Source organism: Deltaproteobacteria bacterium (assembly GCA_016709225.1).
Lineage (GTDB): Bacteria > Myxococcota_A > Polyangia > Nannocystales > Nannocystaceae > Xiheibacterium > Xiheibacterium phototrophicum.
Genome location: JADJEE010000001.1, coordinates 1548960 through 1565994, shown reverse-complemented (window position 1 = coordinate 1565994; position 17035 = coordinate 1548960). Strand labels below are relative to the sequence as shown.

The 17035-nt window shown below is 72.2% G+C and carries 14 protein-coding genes; 5 read left to right on the top strand and 9 right to left on the bottom strand.

The window, feature by feature from the left end:
- Positions 1-34: 34 nt before the first annotated feature.
- From IPH07_06495 to IPH07_06485, 3 genes are all read left to right on the top strand, one after another.
- Positions 35-1345 carry an AI-2E family transporter gene (locus IPH07_06495; GenBank protein MBK6917031.1) on the top strand — a complete coding sequence of 437 codons (1311 nt, stop codon included), beginning with the start codon at positions 35-37 and terminating at the stop codon, positions 1343-1345.
- Positions 1342-4167: a DNA polymerase I gene (polA, locus tag IPH07_06490; GenBank protein ID MBK6917030.1), complete on the top strand. Its 2826-nt coding sequence runs from the start codon at positions 1342-1344 to the stop codon at positions 4165-4167. Before IPH07_06495 ends, polA begins: the two co-directional genes overlap by 4 nt.
- A gap of 642 nt (positions 4168-4809) precedes the next feature.
- Complete coding sequence (locus IPH07_06485; protein MBK6917029.1) at positions 4810-6102, top strand: trypsin-like serine protease; 1293 nt, start codon at positions 4810-4812, stop codon at positions 6100-6102.
- A 15-nt stretch (positions 6103-6117) separates the two neighbouring features.
- Here the strand turns inward: IPH07_06485 and IPH07_06480 are convergent, their stop codons facing one another.
- The 5 genes from IPH07_06480 to IPH07_06460 form a co-directional block, all read right to left on the bottom strand.
- Positions 6118-6726, bottom strand: coding sequence for a hypothetical protein (locus tag IPH07_06480; protein MBK6917028.1), 609 nt, complete (start codon positions 6724-6726; stop codon positions 6118-6120).
- An 89-nt stretch (positions 6727-6815) separates the two neighbouring features.
- Positions 6816-8054, bottom strand: a complete 1239-nt coding sequence (locus IPH07_06475; protein ID MBK6917027.1) for a DUF3570 domain-containing protein — start codon at positions 8052-8054, stop codon at positions 6816-6818.
- Positions 8045-8251: a DUF4266 domain-containing protein gene (locus IPH07_06470; protein MBK6917026.1), complete on the bottom strand. Its 207-nt coding sequence runs from the start codon at positions 8249-8251 to the stop codon at positions 8045-8047. Before IPH07_06470 ends, IPH07_06475 begins: the two co-directional genes overlap by 10 nt.
- Before the next feature lie 7 nt (positions 8252-8258).
- Positions 8259-9149: a hypothetical protein gene (locus IPH07_06465; protein ID MBK6917025.1), complete on the bottom strand. Its 891-nt coding sequence runs from the start codon at positions 9147-9149 to the stop codon at positions 8259-8261.
- Positions 9146-9595: a hypothetical protein gene (locus tag IPH07_06460; protein MBK6917024.1), complete on the bottom strand. Its 450-nt coding sequence runs from the start codon at positions 9593-9595 to the stop codon at positions 9146-9148. The genes IPH07_06465 and IPH07_06460 overlap by 4 nt, the downstream gene beginning before the upstream one ends.
- A 177-nt stretch (positions 9596-9772) precedes the next feature.
- On the opposite strand from IPH07_06460, the gene IPH07_06455 reads away from it, so the two are divergent.
- On the top strand, positions 9773-11059 hold the full coding sequence (locus IPH07_06455; protein MBK6917023.1) for a hypothetical protein: 1287 nt from the start codon (positions 9773-9775) through the stop codon (positions 11057-11059).
- A gap of 2 nt (positions 11060-11061) precedes the next feature.
- Here IPH07_06455 and IPH07_06450 read toward each other — a convergent pair whose 3' ends face one another.
- The 3 genes from IPH07_06450 to IPH07_06440 are packed head-to-tail and all read right to left on the bottom strand — an operon-like array spanning position 11062 to position 14068.
- The gene (locus tag IPH07_06450) at positions 11062-12717 is read right to left on the bottom strand and encodes an acetate--CoA ligase family protein (protein MBK6917022.1); all 1656 of its coding nucleotides are present in this window, start codon (positions 12715-12717) and stop codon (positions 11062-11064) included.
- Positions 12714-13556: a hypothetical protein gene (locus IPH07_06445; protein MBK6917021.1), complete on the bottom strand. Its 843-nt coding sequence runs from the start codon at positions 13554-13556 to the stop codon at positions 12714-12716. Before IPH07_06445 ends, IPH07_06450 begins: the two co-directional genes overlap by 4 nt.
- Complete coding sequence (locus IPH07_06440) at positions 13556-14068, bottom strand: DUF507 family protein (GenBank protein ID MBK6917020.1); 513 nt, start codon at positions 14066-14068, stop codon at positions 13556-13558. The genes IPH07_06445 and IPH07_06440 overlap by 1 nt, the downstream gene beginning before the upstream one ends.
- A gap of 135 nt (positions 14069-14203) precedes the next feature.
- Here IPH07_06440 and IPH07_06435 point away from each other — a divergent pair, with 135 nt between their 5' ends.
- The gene (locus IPH07_06435; GenBank protein ID MBK6917019.1) at positions 14204-14650 is read left to right on the top strand and encodes an NUDIX domain-containing protein; all 447 of its coding nucleotides are present in this window, start codon (positions 14204-14206) and stop codon (positions 14648-14650) included.
- Between the two features lie 19 nt (positions 14651-14669).
- Here the strand turns inward: IPH07_06435 and IPH07_06430 are convergent, their stop codons facing one another.
- Positions 14670-16976: a hypothetical protein gene (locus tag IPH07_06430; GenBank protein MBK6917018.1), complete on the bottom strand. Its 2307-nt coding sequence runs from the start codon at positions 16974-16976 to the stop codon at positions 14670-14672.
- Positions 16977-17035 lie beyond the last annotated feature (59 nt).

Here is a 17035-nt window from a genome sequence, read left to right as displayed (position 1 = left end):
CGACCTTCGCCAAACCGGAAAGCAGCACACACCCGTGGACGAGACGCCAGTCGCCGCACCCAAGCGGTCGGAGACCCTGTGGACCACCGCGCGCCGGTTCTGGCGCCTGTGGGGCTACCTGTTGTTCGTGCTCGCGGTGCTGGTGTTGTTCCGCGGCATCCTGCTGCCGTTCGTGTTCGCGTTCCTCATCGTGTACCTGCTGGCCCCGATCGTCGCGCGCCTGCAGCCGCGAGTCGGCCGCGTGCTGGCGGTGGTGTGCTGCTACGTCGTGATCCTCAGCCTGCTGGCGGGGTTCTTCGGCCTGTTGCTGCCGGCGGTGGTCAAGGATCTCGCGCGCCTGCGCGACAGCCTGCCGGCGACGATCGCCGAGATCAACGAGGTCTACCTGCCGCGCGCGTCGGCGTGGATCGAAGCCACCTTCGGCGCCGTGCTGCCGCCGGTCGATGGCGCCCCGGCGGTCCATCCCGCGACCGAGATCGTCGCGCACCCGCTGCCCGACGGCGGCTGGACCATCGACCTCGAGGGGGTGCAGCTGCAGGCCCGCGGCAGCGACGACGGCAGCTGGGTCATCGGCGCGCCGTCGACCGCGGTCGAGCCGCGCGCCGACATCAGCAAGGAGGTCCGCGAGCTGCTGGCGGCCCGCGCCGAGGATCTCACCGGCTTCATCGGCCCCGCGATCCAGGCGCTGGTGAAGGGCGTGGCCGGCTTCCTCACCAGCTTCGTCATCACCTTCATGATCGGTGGCTTCGCGCTGGTCGACCTCGCCCGCGTGACCCGCTTCGTGCGCTCGTTGGTGCCGGCCGAGTTCCGCCCCGGCTTCGACGAGCTGTGGCGCGGCATGGACAAGGGCCTGGGTGGGGTCGTGCGCGGGCAGCTGCTCATCTGCCTGGTCAACGGCGCGCTGACCTTCATCGGCCTCATCATCTTCGGCATCAAGTACAGCTTCTTGCTCGGGGTCATGGCCGGGATGTTCAGCCTGATCCCGATCTTCGGCACCATTCTGTCGTCGATCCCCATCATCGTCATCGCGATGGTCTCGGGGGAGTCCGGGCCGCAGCTCGGCCCTGCGCTGGGCATCCTGGCGTGGATCGTCGGCATCCACCTGCTCGAGGCCAACGTGCTCAATCCCAAGATCATCGGCGACTCCGCCGAGATCCATCCCGTCATCGTGGTGTTCGCGCTCATCGCGGGCGAGCACGTGTTCGGCCTGGTCGGCGCGTTGCTGGCGATCCCGGTCATGAGCATCGTGCAGACCATGTTCCTGCAGGCGCGGCGCCACTCGCCGGTGTTCAGCGGTGAGCACGACCTGGTGCCGGCACCGGCGCTGCGGGAGCCGCCGCGATGAGCGACGCGCCGCTGCGTCCCGAGGGTGGCCCCGGCAGCCTCTTCATCTTCGACAGCTACAACTTCGCGTTCCGGGCCTACCACGCGCTGCCGATGCTGAACGCGCCGGACGGGCGTCCGGTCAACGCGGTGCACGGCTTCTGCCGCATGGTGCAGGCGGTGCGCCGCGAGTTCGCGCCGCAGTACGTCGTCGCGATCTTCGACGCCGGTGGCGATGGCCACCGCCGCGAGATGTACGCCGAGTACAAGGCCACGCGCGCGCCGACGCCGGAGGATCTGCGGCCGCAGTTTCCGCTGATCCGCGAGGCCACCGACGCGCTCGGCATCCCGCGCGTGGAGGATCGCGGCTACGAGGCCGATGATCTCATCGCCAGCTACACCAAGGCTGCGCGCGCCCAGGGCCTGCGCGTCGTGATCGTCTCGGGCGACAAGGACCTCATGCAGCTGGTCGACGACGCCGCGCCGGCGTGTCTGCTCTACGACACCATGAAGTCGCTGACGGTCGGCCCGCAGCAGGTGCTGGAGAAGTTCGGCGTGCCCCCGTCGCGCCTGGGCGACCTGCTCGCGTTGGTCGGCGACAGCTCCGACAACGTGCCGGGCGTGCCCGGCATCGGGCCCAAGACCGCCGCCGCGCTGCTGCTCGAGCACGGCGATCTCGAGGGCGTGCTCGCGGCGGCACCGGCGATCCCCCAGAAGGCGCGCCGCGAGAAGCTCGTCGCCCACGCCGACGACGCGCGGATGTCCCGGCGCCTGGTCGCGCTGCACGAGGACGTGGCGCTGCCGCTGCCGATCCCGCAGCTGCAGGATCCTGGCGCCGACGAAGCTGCAGTGGTCGAGTTCTTCGAGCCGCTCGGCTTCCGGCAGATCGTCCGCGAGCTCGGCAGCACCGTGCGGCGGCCGGCCGCCAGCGCCACCGCCGGCGCCCCGGCTGCAGCCACGGTGCCGGTGGTCGACGAGGGGGCGATCGAGATCGGCCGCAGCGGCAGCTTCGAGGCCGACCCCGACGCGATCGTCGTGATCGGCGGCGACGACGAGGCCAGGCTCGCGGCGCTGGTCGAGGCCTGGGGCGCGCAGCCGCGGCTGTTCGTCCACGCGCTCGCCGAGGGCGACGATCCGCTGCGCGCGCAGCTGATCGGCCTCGCGCTCGGGGGCGGCGACGGCCCGGTGGCCTACGTGCCGCTGCAGCACCGCCAGGCCGATCTCGTGTCGGGTCCGACGCTGCCGCTTCCGCGGGTGCAGGCGCTGCTGGCTCCGTTGCTGGCGGCCGACCGGCCGCAGAAGCTGGCCCACGATCACAAGGGCCTCGGGCACCTGTTGTCGTCGGTGGGGCTGCCGCTGGGCGCGGTCGCGATGGATCCGATGCTGGTCTCCTACGCGCTCGATCCGGCCCGCAGCGCCCACGACCTCGAGGCGTTGGTGCACGACGTGCTGGGCGCGACGTTGCCGGTCGCCGACGACAGCCCGCGCAAGGGGCAGGGCCGCAGCAGACGGCGCGCGGGCGACCTCGACGTGCCCGAGGCCGCGCGGGTGACCGGCGTGCGCGTGCAGGCCCTGCGCGCGCTGGTGCGCGACTTCACCGCGCTGCTGGCGAGCGTCCCGACCAGCGCCCGCAAGCTGGTCGATGACATCGAGATGCCGCTGTCGTGGGTGCTGCGGCGTGTCGAGCCCCGCGGCATCGTGGTCGACACCGAGCAGCTCGCGCGGCAGTCGGCGGATCTGGCCACGCAGATCGCCGCCGTGCAGGCCGCGGTCGACCAGCAGGCCGGCCACGCGGTGCACATCGACTCGCCGATCCAGCTGCAGAAGCTGCTGTTCGAGGAGCGCAGCTTGCCGCCGACGCGCAAGACCAAGACCGGCTTCACCACCGACGCCAAGGCGCTCGAGGAACTCGCGCTACTCGACCCCATCGTGGTCGACATCCTGACCTACCGCAGCCTGACCAAGCTGAAGGGCACCTACCTCGATACGTTGCCGGCGTTGGTCGACCCGGCGACCTCGCGCCTGCGCACCAGCTTCCACCAGGCGGTCGCGGCCACCGGGCGGCTGTCGAGCGCCGACCCCAACCTGCAGAACATCCCCATTCGCACCGCCGAGGGCAAGCGCATCCGCGAGGCGTTCGTGGCCCCGCCAGGACGCATGCTGGTCGCGCTCGACTACTCGCAGATCGAGCTGCGGATCCTCGCCCACCTCTCGGGCGACCCCAACCTCGTGTCGGCCTTCGTCGAGGGCGTCGACGTCCACCGGCGCACCGCCGCCGAGGTCTTCGGCGTCGGCGAGCACGAGGTCTCCGACGAGCAGCGGCGGATCGCGAAGGCGGTCAACTTCGGCGTGGTCTACGGCCAGACTGCGTTCGGTCTGGCGCAGCAGCTGGGCATCCCCCGCGGCAAGGCCGGCAGCTACATCCGGGCCTACTTCGAGCGCGTGCCCGGGGTCGATCGCTACATGCGCGAGCTCATCACGATCGCGTCGGCCAAGGGCTATGCCGAGACCATCCTCGGCCGGAAGCGGCGGATCCCGGAGCTGGGCATGCGGGGGCCGTCGCGCAGCTACGGCGAGCGCATCGCTCGCAACACGCCGATCCAGGGCAGTGCGGCCGACATCCTCAAGCTCGCGATGATCGCCGTCGAGCGCCGCCTCGAGCACGAGCCGTGGGCGCAGATGCTGCTCACGGTCCACGACGAGCTCATCTTCGAGTGCGACGAGCGGCGCGTCGACGAGCTGGTCGCGCTGGCCAAGCCGCTCATGCAGGACGCCGTGACGCTGTCGGTGCCGCTGTCGGTCGAGGCCGGCTGGGGCCGCAGCTGGGCCGCCTGCAAGGGCTAGCGGGGTGCGGAAGCACGCGAAGCGTTCTTCCGGACACCCCGCTCCGTGCGCGTGCCCGTGCCCGACGCATGCACCCGGTCGGAGCGGACGCGTCGGCCCCGTGCCCGCGCGCGTCGGTCGCTACCCGTGGGGAATCGCAGGTTCACCTCGCGCTTCGACAGGCCTCGCGCGGGCGAAGCTCGCGAGATCCGTTGCGGCCGATCACCCGCCGAGGATCGCCGTCGCGGCCCTCGATCGCGTCCGCGAACCGGGTGATCGCAGCGCTCGATCGCCGCGAGCGTGGGAGCCACCACGGTCGCTGCGTTCACACGCAATGCTGCCACCCGTGCACGCGCTTGCTCGCTGCAACTGGATCGCTTGCGCGTGCGTGCATCGTCGTGTCGCGTGCGTGCGATGGGCTACGACGCGAGCGCGCGAATGCATGCGGCGATGTAGCACCGTGTCGCGCGTTCGTTCGCGATGTCACCGCGAAGTTCTTCGCGCATGGCGAAAACGCGTGCATGTATCGATGAGGGGTCTATGTTGCGCTCGGCTGGGGTGGGGTGACCAACGCTGTCACCACCAACGAAGAGGGCGCTCGACATGGCAAATCGACTTGGCAACTTGCCCAACCTGCAATCGGGTTGCGCAGCATCGAGGGGCATGCACCGATGGGTGCGTAGCGACGGCACGACGCTCGGCGTCGCTGCACTCGCGGTCGGCCTCGCGCTCGCGAGCGCGTGCACGGCCGAGGATCTCGACAACCGTGGCGAGGCGGCCTGGGACGGCGACGCGCCCGAGGGCGAGCTGCCGGGCGGCACGCCCGAAGGCGAAGAATCTCGCATCTACGGCGGCGTGCCGGTGGGTTCGTGCGGTTGGCCCACGACCGTCGAGCTGGGTGGCGCGTGCACGGGCACGCTGGTGCACCCCGAGGTCGTGATCTACGCGGCACACTGCGGCACGAACTACACCTCGGTGCGCCTGGGCGAGAAGATTTCGAGCGGGCCCGGCCGCAACGTGCCAACCTCGTTCTGCCAGACGTATCCCGGCGGCGGGCCGGGGGGCGGCAACGACTTCGCGGTGTGCAAGCTGGCGCAGGCGGTCACCGACGTGCCGATCGTGCCGATCGCGATGGGCTGCGACACCGACGAGATCACCGCGGGCAAGGCCGTCACGATGGTCGGCTTCGGCGAGGCCAACAACGGCGCCTACGGCATCAAGCGCTACGTCAACTCGACGATCGGCAGCATCAGCGCGCAGCACGAGGTCTTCGTCGGTGGTGGCGGCAAGGACACCTGTCAGGGCGACTCGGGCGGCCCGGTGTTCATGCAGATCGCCGACGGCAGCTGGCGGGTGTTCGGCATCACCTCGTATGGCGGAGCCTGTGGCGGCGGCGGCTACTACTCGCAGATGCATCGCGGCATCGCGTGGTTCGAGAGCACCACCGGCGTCGACCTCACGCCGTGCCACGACGCCGACGGCAGCTGGAACCCCACCGCGGACTGCGGCGAGTTCCCGCTGACACCCGGGGTCGGCAGCGGCACGTGGGCCAACGGCTGCAGCGGTGGGCCGCTCTCGGGCGCCAGCGATGCCTGTGGCGATCCGTTCGGCGACGACGGCGGCGGTGAGCCGCCGCCGCCGGCATGCCCGGGCTGCCAGAGCGTGACGGGCACGCTGACCGGCGCCGGCGACAGCGACGTGCAGCCCGGCGGCACGTGGTACCAGAGCCAGAGTTCGGGGAACCACCTCGCGACGCTCGATGGTCCCAACGGGGTCGACTTCGACCTCTACCTCTACCGCTGGCAAAACGGTGGCTGGGCCACGGTCGCGTCGGCCACCACCGGTGCGCCCGACGAGTCGATCACGTACCCGGGTGCACCGGGCTACTACGCCTGGATCGTCAAGTCGTACGCCGGCAGCGGCAACTACCGGCTCGACATCGATCGTCCGCAGTGACGCCGGGTTCGGAGGTCAGTCGTCGTCGTCGGGCGCCCAACGCCCGCCGACGCACTGCACCTCGAACACACACAGATCGTGGCCCTCGCGAAAGCACTGCCGCTGCGACACCACCGCGCGGCAACCGACGGTCGCGAGTGCCTCGGCGAGGATGCCCTCTTCGACGGCGCAGTGGTGCGGCGTGGTCTTCTCGAGGGTCGCGCGGGCGTCGTCGACGTCGAGCAGCATCCACCCGCCGATGTCGCGCCCGCGGTTGGCGTGGTGGTACATGCCGTCGATGCCGAACACCACGTCGCGTCCGCAGCCCAGCGCGGCGGCGGTGCGCTCGGCATGGGACAGCTGGAACAGCGTGCGCCCGACCCGGCGCAGCCCGAACGCACCGATGCGCGCGTCGAGCACGTCGGTCAACGCGAGCAGCTCTTCGATCGGATACCAACCGTCGGCGCGGATGCGCTCGAGTGCGGCGCGGCGCTCGGCGCCGAGGATCTGCTCGAGCAGGTTGCGTGGCCCGAGGCGACCCTCGCGTCCGAGGTGCTCGAGCGCCGCCGGCACCGCGAGGATGTCGGAGCCGATGGTCTCGTGGCCGGAGCCGAGGTAGCCCCGGGGTCGACGACGCGCCCCCACCTGCGTGCCATCGACCGAAGTCGCCGGAAGTGGAGTGGTGGTGCCCGGGGTGGGACGCCGCTGGGGACGATCGGCCATCTTCGTTGCCGTCAGAAATCGAAGCCGGCCTGGGCCTGGATCACCACCGCGTCGAGCAGGCCCTTGGTGCGGTCGAAATTGGGCGAGAACTCGGGGTTGTCGGTGCGCGACCGATAGAAGATGAGATCGGCCTTTGCCGAGATGACGAACGCGTCGATGAAGCGCAGGAACTGCTTGTCGCGGGCCTTGATGGTGTAGGTCGCCTTGGCGCCGTAGACCGAGTTGAACAACGCGCTCAGCTCGCGGTCGCCGGTCCAGTAGCTACCGATGGGGCCGCTCGACGCGTACAGGTTGCCGTCGCGGTAGAACAGCGCCGAGTCCTGCACGTGCCAGCGCGCGCGTGCGCGGATCGTGATCGGCCGCGCGATGTACATCTCGTAGGCGATCTCGGCGGTCAGCGCCTTCACCGACCACGAGTCGAAGTAGCCCCGCACGTCGGCCTCGATCGAGCCGCGCACGGGCTTGAGCGCGAACTTGGCCCGGGCGAACGGCGCGACGCGGTTGCGGACCCCGGGCACGTGCTCCTGCACCGCCCGCTCGCCCAGCAGCACCTGGCGGTAGGGATTGGCCTGGAAGCCGCGCAGCGACTGGCCGTTCGCGCCGAGCTGCAGCAGGAACCACGGCGTGACCACCTGCGTCCACGACATCGCGGCGGTGTCGATCGCGAGCTTGCGTGTGGTCGTGGTCGCGCTGCCCTTCTCGAAGCACTGATCGGAGCTGTCGAGCGCGCGGAGCTCGAGCAGCTCCTGGTTGGCGTCGTTGTTGGCGTCGCAGACCTGATCGAAGTTGTGCGTGTAGTCGATGGCCAGCTGCGAGTTGCGGTCGAACAGATCGGCGGTCATCCCGGCCGAGACCGTGCCAGAGCGGTAGTCGCTCTCGCCGGCGAAGCCGCCGCTCACCCGCAGCGTCGCGTACTCGCTCAGCAAGCGCAGCGCGAGGCTGCCGTTGTGGCGCACGTCGTCGAACTTGGTCGCGGCACTCACCGCGTCGACGCCGAAGATCTGCGGCGTCGCGCCCGAGACCACGTCGGCGTCGTAGCCGACCCCGAGGCCGACGTGCTCGCCGAAGTCCTGCGCATAGCTGACCTGGGGGTGGACGACGTTGAGGTTGGTGTTGGGCGCGGGCTCGGCGAAGTAGGTGACGGCTGCGCGCACCTGGTCGTCGGTGCGGGCGCGCGAGGGCGACAGGCCCGCGCCGGCGAACGCGAGCACGACCGCGAGCGGCCGCCACGGTGCCCGCGTCAGTTGCACCCGCAGCCTCCACCGGCGGTGTTGGTGCCACCGGCCGCGCCCTCGCGGTTGCTGAAGACGTGGGCGTCGGCGCTGGCCTCGAGGGCGTCGGCGTCGAAGCGCATGATGGGGTCGGCGAGGTAGGCCTTCTCGCTCGGGAGCACCGCGCGGGCGCAGCCCGACAGCGCGCCCGACAGCAGCAGCAGCGACGTCAGCACGCGGCAGCTAGAACGTGAATGCGAGTGCACCGGAGTACTCCCGTAGCGAGGTTGCGTCGTCGGCTCGGAACAGCACGTGGTTGCGGAAGTCGAAGCGGATGCCGATGCCGCGCTTGAAGATGATCCAGACCCCACCGCCGGGGCTGAGCAGGTAGCTCCAGCGTGCCTGCGACAGCGCGTCGACCTTGCCGCGGGTGAACACCGCACCGCCGCCGACGCTGAGGAACACGGTGAACGGGATCGACGGCGTCAGGTAGATGTTGGTCGCGGCGCCGAACAGCCCGCGGCTGGTCTCGTGCCCCGCCGACGGGCCGAGGAAGGCCTCGATTGCAGCGTTGGGCGAGAGGAACACCTGCGGGCGCACGAGGAACAGCCCCTCGCGGCCGAGCGCGCCGGCCGACAGCGCACCGCCGACCCGTGCGGTCAGCAGGTTCGGTGGCCCGAGCACGCGCTCGCGCAGCTTGCGACCGAAGCGGCGCATCGGGCCCGGCCGCGCCTGGTCGCCGCTGCCCGGCGACAGCAGCAGGATCTGCTCGCTGAGCATCCACCCGACCACGCCGGAGCCCAGCTGCACGCGGGTCCAGCCGCCCCGTTTGCCGCGCTCGACCATGCGCACGGTGTCGTCGCGCTCGGTCACCGCGATCACGCGGAAGCCGAAGCCGGGCCCCGAGTAAACCTGCGCAGACTCGGGCAGCACGCGCGCCAAGGGTCCCTCGTAGGCCTTCGCGGCCGGCACCTCGGCGCCGCGATCGCGATCGCGGGGCTTGGCCGCCGCCGCGGGTGCGAACGCGAGCACCGCGATCGCGAGGCTCAACGAACTCGCGACGGCGGCCACGGCCGCGCGCGGTCGCGGTGCGTCGATGACGTCGGTGGCGCGCTCGCGTGCGGGTCGGTTCATGTGCCGCCGTCGAGCCAGGTCTGGATGAGGTCGAGCTCGGGACCGTCGGCCTTGAACAGGTCGCCGCCGCCGTGCGCGAGCGTGTTGCCGCCGGCGGGCTCGGAGTACAGCGGTGCGATCTCGGCGAGGTCGCAGTCGCTGACCTGGGCCGTGGTCGCGCGGAAGTTCTCCTGCCACGGCACCGGCCACGCCGACAGCGGATCGCTGGGCAGCGGCGCCAACACCATCGAGGTGTCCTGCAGGCGGAAGATGCTGTTGGCGTTGCTCGCCAGGTGGCAGCCGGCCTTCTTGGTGCAGCCGATCTTGGTCAGGTACTCGGGCTCGATGTGCTCGACGAAGTACGACGCCGTGAGCACGCAGCGGTTGGCGACGCCGACCTCCGGGCCCGGATCGACGATCTCGCAGCCCAGGGCCAACACGGCGAAGCAGGGCAGCACGCAGCGCACGTTCGCATCGTACCAAAGTGAAGCGTGCGACCAAGGGGTGCCAAGACCACAGGGGGCCGGATCGACGACCGGCGATCGCAAGCGCATGGGTCCGCGCGTCCGCGCGGCCCCTGGCCGTCGGGGTGGTGGTCCTGTTAGCTTCGGCGTCGCTGGCCCTCGCGAGTCGGCGGACGACGCATGACGCAGGGCAACGAGGTGATCCACGAGGTACCGGCCGATGCCGTCGCGGCGGCGCAGCGGCTGCGCGCCGCCGCGGTTCCGCCCGAGATCCTCGAGGTCGCGCAGACGCTGCAGCGGGGCGGGCACGCGGCCGTGCTGGTCGGAGGTGCAGTGCGCGACGTGCTGATGGGGCGCGGCGCCGACGACTGGGATCTGGCCACGTCGGCGCGCCCCGAGGAGGTGCAGGCCGCCTTTCGTCGCACGATTCCGACCGGCATCGAGCACGGCACCATCACCGTGCTGGTGCGGCAGTCGCGGGAGCGCGGCGGCGAGACGGTGCCGGTCGAGGTCACGACCTTCCGTGGGGAAGGGGCCTACATCGACGGCCGAAGGCCGAGCGCGATCACGTTCCTGCGTGACCTCGAGGAGGATCTCGCGCGGCGCGACTTCACCGTGAACGCTTTCGCGTGGGATCCGATCGCGTGCCGCTTCACCGATCCGTTCGCGGGCCTCGACGATCTCCGCGCGGGCATCCTGCGGGCGGTCGGTGAGCCCGCGCGGCGCTTCGGCGAGGACGGCCTGCGGACCATGCGAGCGGTTCGGCTGTGCGCGACCCGGCGGTTGCAGCTCGACCCCGCGACCGAGGCGGCCATCGGCGGCGCGCTCGAGGTGCTCGCGAAGGTGAGCCGCGAGCGGGTGCACGTCGAGCTGAGCAAGCTGCTCGGTTCGGCGGTGCCGTCGGTCGGGCTGTGGCCGATGGCACGCACCGGCATGTGGGCGCTGGTGCTGCCCGAGCTCGACGCACCGGCGCAGGCCGCCGCGATCGCGGCCGTCGACGCGCTTCCGGCCGACCCCGTGCTGCGACTGGCGCGGCTGCTGTGGCCCGCGGTCTCGACCACCGTCACGCCGACGCTCGATGGGTTGCGCCACGGCCGAGCCGAGCGCGCGCGACTCGGCGCGCTGCTCGGTGAGGGGGCCCGCGCGCTCACGGTTGCCGCGGATGCGGTCGCGATCCGTCGCGCCGCGAGCGTGCTCGGTCGCGCCAACCTCGACGACGCGATGGCGGTGGCCGAACTCGACGACGACGCGCGCGCGCGGGTGCACGACGCCGTACGGGACGCGGCGCTGTCGACCGACGAACTCGTGCTCAAGCCGCGCGACCTGATCGCGCAGGGCGTGGCGACCCCGGGGCCGGCCATGGGTGCGCTGGTGCGAGCGATGTTCGAGGCGGTGCTCGTGGATCCCTCGCGCAACCACGTCGACGCACTGCTGGCGCTCGCGCGCGAGCGCGGCGCGGCGCCCTGATCTCAGCGGCCTTCGACGTGGGCGAGCTGGCGCAGGCGCGCGTCGAGGATCACATAGCCGCGCTCGTCGCCGGTCAACCGCACCGGCGACAGCTCGAGCTGCTCGAGGCGCGCGGCGAAGCGCTCGACCAACATCGAGGTGCGCAGCAGCACCTGTGCGAGCACGCGGGGATCGGGGTCGCTGCCGCGGCGCAGCGCGGGCACCGGGATGCCCGCGAGCACGGCGTGGGCGAGCTGCAGCGCGTCGGTCGGCGAGCAGGGGGCCAGCGCGAACGCGGGCTCGATCGCGATCTGCCCCGCCAGCGCGCACGCGTGGATCGCATGCTCACCGCCGGGCATTCGCAGCACGCCCACCTGCACGTCGAGCCCCTCGGGCACGTGCTCGGCCACGACCACGCCGTCGAGCCGCGCGGTCGGGGCCCGTCGCTCGACGTTGTCGACGATCGCCGCGTACGCGCGGCGGACCGCGGCTGCGTTGGCCAGCTCGAGCTCGATCGCACCGATCTCGCTGCGACGCCGCAGCGCAGGCGACAGCGCCTTCAAGACCACCGGGAAGCCGATGCGCTCGGCGTAGCCCGCCGCACCCGAGGGCGAGTTCGCGACCGCCTGCCGCGTCACCTGCAGGCCGACGCCGCGCAACACGACCTTGCTCTCCTGATCGGAGAGCTCCTCGGCGGCCTGCTCGAGCACCTCGCGGGCGCGCTGCAGGCCGTCGTCCGGCGGCGCCGTCACGGGGCCGAGCCCGGTCGCCAGCACCGCCCGCAGCGATCGCTCGCGCAGCAACGCGCGCTGGGCCAAGAACGTCGCCGTCGGCGCGGTCATCGGCAGCGACGGGTCGGGCTCGTGCATGCCGAGCACCGCCCCGGTCATCGGCAATGCGCGACGGGCCTGGTCCCACACCGCCAGTGTCGCGGGGTCGGGCTCGTGGGCGGGCGCGGTGCCGCCGTGGCGGTGGCCGTGCAGGATCGCGATCACCCGCGGCGACGGAAACACCGGCCCTGTGAAGCGCTCGAGCGCGTGGGCGGCCACGATCGCGTCGAGCGCGGGCGCGCGCGGTCGCGGCGGCGACAGCTTGGGCACGCCGACCGGCACCAGCACGTCGCGACCGTCACCTGCGATCGCGCGGCGGGCCCACGCGACGTCGAGCACCGCGGCGGCGACGGTGCCGAGCAGCGGTGCACCGTCGAGCTTGCTGTGGGCCAGCGAGGCCGGCAGCCAGCGGGGCGTGGGGGCCAGCGCCAGCCGCACGGCGGTACTGCCGAGCGCGCGCACGAGGCCCGCCAGCTCGCCGGCGGCGTGGGCGACCACCACCGCCGCGCCGCCGCCGACGTGCACGCTCGCGTGGGGACCGAGCCAGCTCAGGTGCGCGATGTCGTCGAGCGCCGCGATCTCATCGGGCGCGAGCGCCCCGCGAACCACCAGCAGCGCGGGTCGGTGCTCGCGCAGCGTCCGTCGCAGCGCCGCCGACGGCCGATCGACGAACACCACGTCGGGCGCCCGCGCGGCCCGCAACGCGTCGAGCAGCTCCTTCTCCCGCATCGCGGTCGCGACGAAGCCCGACTCGCGCTCGGCGATCGCGTCACCGAGCGCGACCACGCGACGCGCGGCCGGACGGGCGCCCAGCAGCGCATCGATCGCGCCGCTGGTTCGCGTGGTCATGTCAGCGCGCGTCGCCACGCCGGCGTCTGCAGGGCGGCGAGGACATCGGGCCATGCGCCCGGCAGCACCCAGTCGGCCAGCGCCCACGTGGCGTCCAAGGTGCCGTCGGGGCCAGGGAGCAGCAGCACGCGGCTGCCCGGACCACGGTGCGCGAGCGCGTCGGGCAGCGGCCCCGCGCCGGGCTGCAGCCACAGGGTGTGACCGATGGTGGCGAGCGCGACATCCTCGACGCGCGTGGGCTTGGCCCCGACCGCAGCGAGCTTGGCCCGCAGCTCGTGATCGATCGCGTCGGGCGCGACGTAGCGCAGCTGCGGCTCGCCGATGATGAGGCGGTCGGTGCCGCCGGCCCCGACCGGCGGCGGCACCTCGGCGACCCACGCCGGCATCGGCACCTGATCGACATCGCCCTGGTACTCGGCCTCGAGCTGCTCGTCGAAGTCGTGCCAGGGCAGCACGCCCGCCACGATGCCACTGGTCGCGTCGGGCGAGCCCCAGTCGGGGCGCCGCGCGTCGACCCAGCGTGGAATCGCAGCGCCGCTGACGAGCCCGGAGGCGGCGGCGATGCCCTCCGCGGTCCACGGCACCAGCGTGTGCACCGGCGACAGTCGCTGCTGCAGTCGCTCGATGCCGCCCGGTCCGCAGAACACCATGACGTCGGCGCCGTGACGACCGGCCGCCGACACCATCGCGCGATCGAGCTCACCGGCATCCCCCGCACACATCGCGGTCACGGTCGCGCCCCGCTCCGAACCCAGGTCCCGCGCCAGGCACAGCGCGACCGCACTCGCGGGGTGCAGCCCCTGCGGCGTGCGCTGCAGGTAGACCAGGATGTGCGCCATCAGCTCAGTCCGTGCTTGCGTTTCACCAGCTCGAGCTGCTTCTGGTACTCGATCTCGAAGCTCGAGGTGCCCTCCTCGAGGTGCTTCAGGTGGCGACGGACCTCGCGATCGAGATCGTCGTCGGCCTGCATGTTGCGGCGCAGGATGTCCTTGAGCGTGCGTCGGAGCGCGCCGTCCTCGGCGAACACCTCGTCGACGAACTGCGACTGCATGAACATCTCGACCAGCTGGTTGGCGATCCAGTTGACCGAGTCGTCGCCGATCGCGAAGTCCTCGCGCTCGGCGAGCTGGCGCTTGGTCTTGTAGAGCTCGGAGTAGGGCAGGCCGCGCGCCTCGAGCAGGTCCTTGGCCGACTCGGTCAGCACCCGGTCCTTGCGCAGGTACTCCTTCAAGATCGACTCGATGTCGCGCTTGAACTCCTCGCGGTTGCTGATCTCGAGATCACCGGCCTCGACGAGCGTGCGTGTCACGACGTCGGTGATGTGGGGAATCTTGCTCGCGAAGAGGCGCATGCGTACTCGGGCTGGAGGATAGTGGGGGAGATCGCGGGGAGTCCAGTCCGATTGCCAGCAAACCCGTCCGATGCGGGCGTGCGTTGCACCGCGCGGGGCTTTCGGGGCGCGCGGGCGCCGTGGCACGCTGGCCCGGTGGACGTCACGCAGGCGCGCCTGTTCGTGGTCGCGGGCCTCGTCTGGCTCGACGACGCGCGGTTGCTCGTGCAGCGCCGCGGGCCCCAGGCGCGCTTCGGCGCGGGGATGCTCGAGCTGCCCGGTGGCAAGCTCGAGCCCGGTGAGGCGCCGACGACGGGCCTGCGGCGCGAGCTGGTCGAGGAGTGGGGCCCCGCCGCGGCGCAGCTGCGCGTCGGGGCCGTGCTCGAGCTACTGCACCACGTCTACCCACCACCGGGGCCCGAGGTGCTGATGGCGGTCTACGACGTCGACGCACGCGCGTGGGGCCAGCGCTGGCGCGAGCTCGCGGTGCCCGAGCCGGGCGCGACGCTCGAGGTCCACGCGGCGGCGGCACTGCCCGTCGAGGCGTTCCTGCCGGCCGATCGCGAGTTCATCGCGGGCGTGCGCGCGCGCGCAGATCGGTGAAGCGATCGGCTGCGCGCCATCACTGCGTCGCGCATCGCCAAGGGTCGAGGCTGATGCCATCGTCGGCGCCGAAGTACAGCGCGCCGCCGGTCGCCGTGAGCGCCTGCACGCCGTTGTCGCCCGCCTCGCTGAAGGCCTGCACCACGTGGGTGCCCGCGACGGTGCCGTCGGAGACCCACAGCCGTCGACGGCCGGTGAAGTAGTCGGGCAAGAACGCGAACAGGTGCCCGCCCACCACCGCGGTGGGGCCGATCGCGCCGCTGCCCAGCAACACCAGCAGGGTGGTGCCGGCCTCGCTGCCGTCGGTGACCCACAGGCCGTGCAGGCCCGCATCGCGGGCGTCGACGAGGCCGAGCCCGCCGAGGCCGACCAGGGCGGTCGTCTGCTCGAAGGTGCGGATGCGGGTGGTGCCCGCGACGCTGCCGTCGGTGCGGTAGAGGCCGTCGGCGGCGCCGAAGATCGCCGCGCCATCGACCTCGCCCGGGGCGATCGCCTGCGACGACGCGCGCACCAGCGTGGTGCCGAGCGCGGTGCCGTCGCTGCGCCACAGATCGACGCCGCCGCCCGCCCGCGCCACGGAGAAGAACGTGAGGCCGAGGCTCGCGACCGGCGGTCGCACGACCGGCGCGCAGCTGCCCGCGCCGCCGACCTCGGCGATCATCGTGGTGCCGCCCGGGGTGCCATCGGTGGTCCACAGCTGCTGGCCGAGCGCGCTGCAGGGGCCGGTCGTGAACCACACCGCGTCGTCGATGCGGGCCAGCGAGCGCGGCCAGCCGTGCGCAGCACCGGGCGCCAGGTCGGCGAGCAGGCTCGTGCCCGCGGGCGTCCCGTCGCTGACGTCGAGCTCGAGCCCGACCACGTTGGTGCCGCCGCGGTAGACGAGCGCGTCGTCCAGCACCGCGCCCTCGAACACCGAGTCGTAGAGCTCCTCGACCCAGGTGGTGCCGGCCTCGGTGCCGTCGCTGCGCCACAGAGCGATGGGGCCGGTCGTACGCCCGCCGAACACCACCGCGTCGCCCAATGGGATCGGCGCCGAGGCGTCGAAGTAGACCTCGGTGGTCACCGGCGCGGCGACGCCCTCGGCGGCGCGCCACAGCGTCGCCTGCGACTGACCCTCGACGTTGCGGCGGTGCCAGAACAGCACGCCGTCGTCGAGCGAAGCGAAGCCATCGAGACGGTCGCCCACCGCCGCGCCCGCGATCGCGACCCGCTCGCAGCTGGCGGTGCAATCGTTTTGGCAGCCGTCGAGCGACACCGCGTTGCCGTCGTCGCAGGTCTCGCCGAAGTCGACCACGCCGTTGCCACACTCGCACGCATCACCGACGCCATCGGCGTCGCCGTCGGGCTGATCGGCGTTGGCCACGTGCGGGCAGTTGTCGTCGCGGTCGGCGAGGTCGTCGCCGTCGGGGTCGAGCACGCGATGCAGATCGGGCGCGGTCGCGGTCGCACCGATCGCGTCGAAGCGCGACTGCAGCGCGGCGATCGCCGCGTCGGCGTCGAGGTGAGCCTCGGCCTGCGCGAGCGCGGTCTGCCGCGCGATCGACAGCGTGCCGTCGACCGCGAGCTCGGCCGCGATCGCGTTGGCCAGCTCCTGGACCGCGGCGTCGACCGGACCGTCAGGGCCGACCTCGTCGCGCGCGGCCTGCAGCAGCACCGCACCGACGGCGAACGCGTACGCGTTGGCGTCGTCGTCGCCGCCCAGCAGGTTCATCGCCGTGCCGGTGACGCCGGGATCGAAGCCGGTGGGGCCGATGCCGAGCGCCGCACGCAGCTCGGCCTCCGCCTGCGCGGTGGCGGTGGCCAGCGGCGCGCCGCCTTGCACGAGGGTGCCGACGCGCAGGTGCGCGAGGTGGGTGACGAGGTTGAGATAGACCTCCTGGGTGCCACCGGTGGTGAGCTCCGCGAGCGCGCGCAGGGTCATCGGCGCGCCCGAGAGCGCGCCGGCGACCTCGTCGAAGTGGAAGCCCTCGCCGACCAGCGCGACCACGCCCGGCACGCCGAGCTCGACGGTCAGCTCGAACTCGCCGCGATCGCTGGCGGTCTGGCTGTGGAACACCAGGCCGGTGGGGTTGCCGTCGTCGTCGAGCGCGGCGAGCTCGATCGACGAGCCGATCACGAACGGGCCCTTGTGCACGCCGCCGACGATGCGCGTGGTCGTGGCGGGCTCGCCCTGCGTGGTCGCGTCGTCGTCGAGCGAGGTGCTGGTGACGTCGGCCGCGGTCTCCCCATCGTCGGCGGCCGGGCTGATGGTCTCGTCGCCGCCGCAGCCAGCCGCGAGCACGAACACGAGATGCCGAGCGAGGTGATGCTGCACGGAGGTACCCATTGCCGGGCCGCCATGGCGGCATGACGCGGGATCCGTGGCGAGACGCGAGAACGTCACCG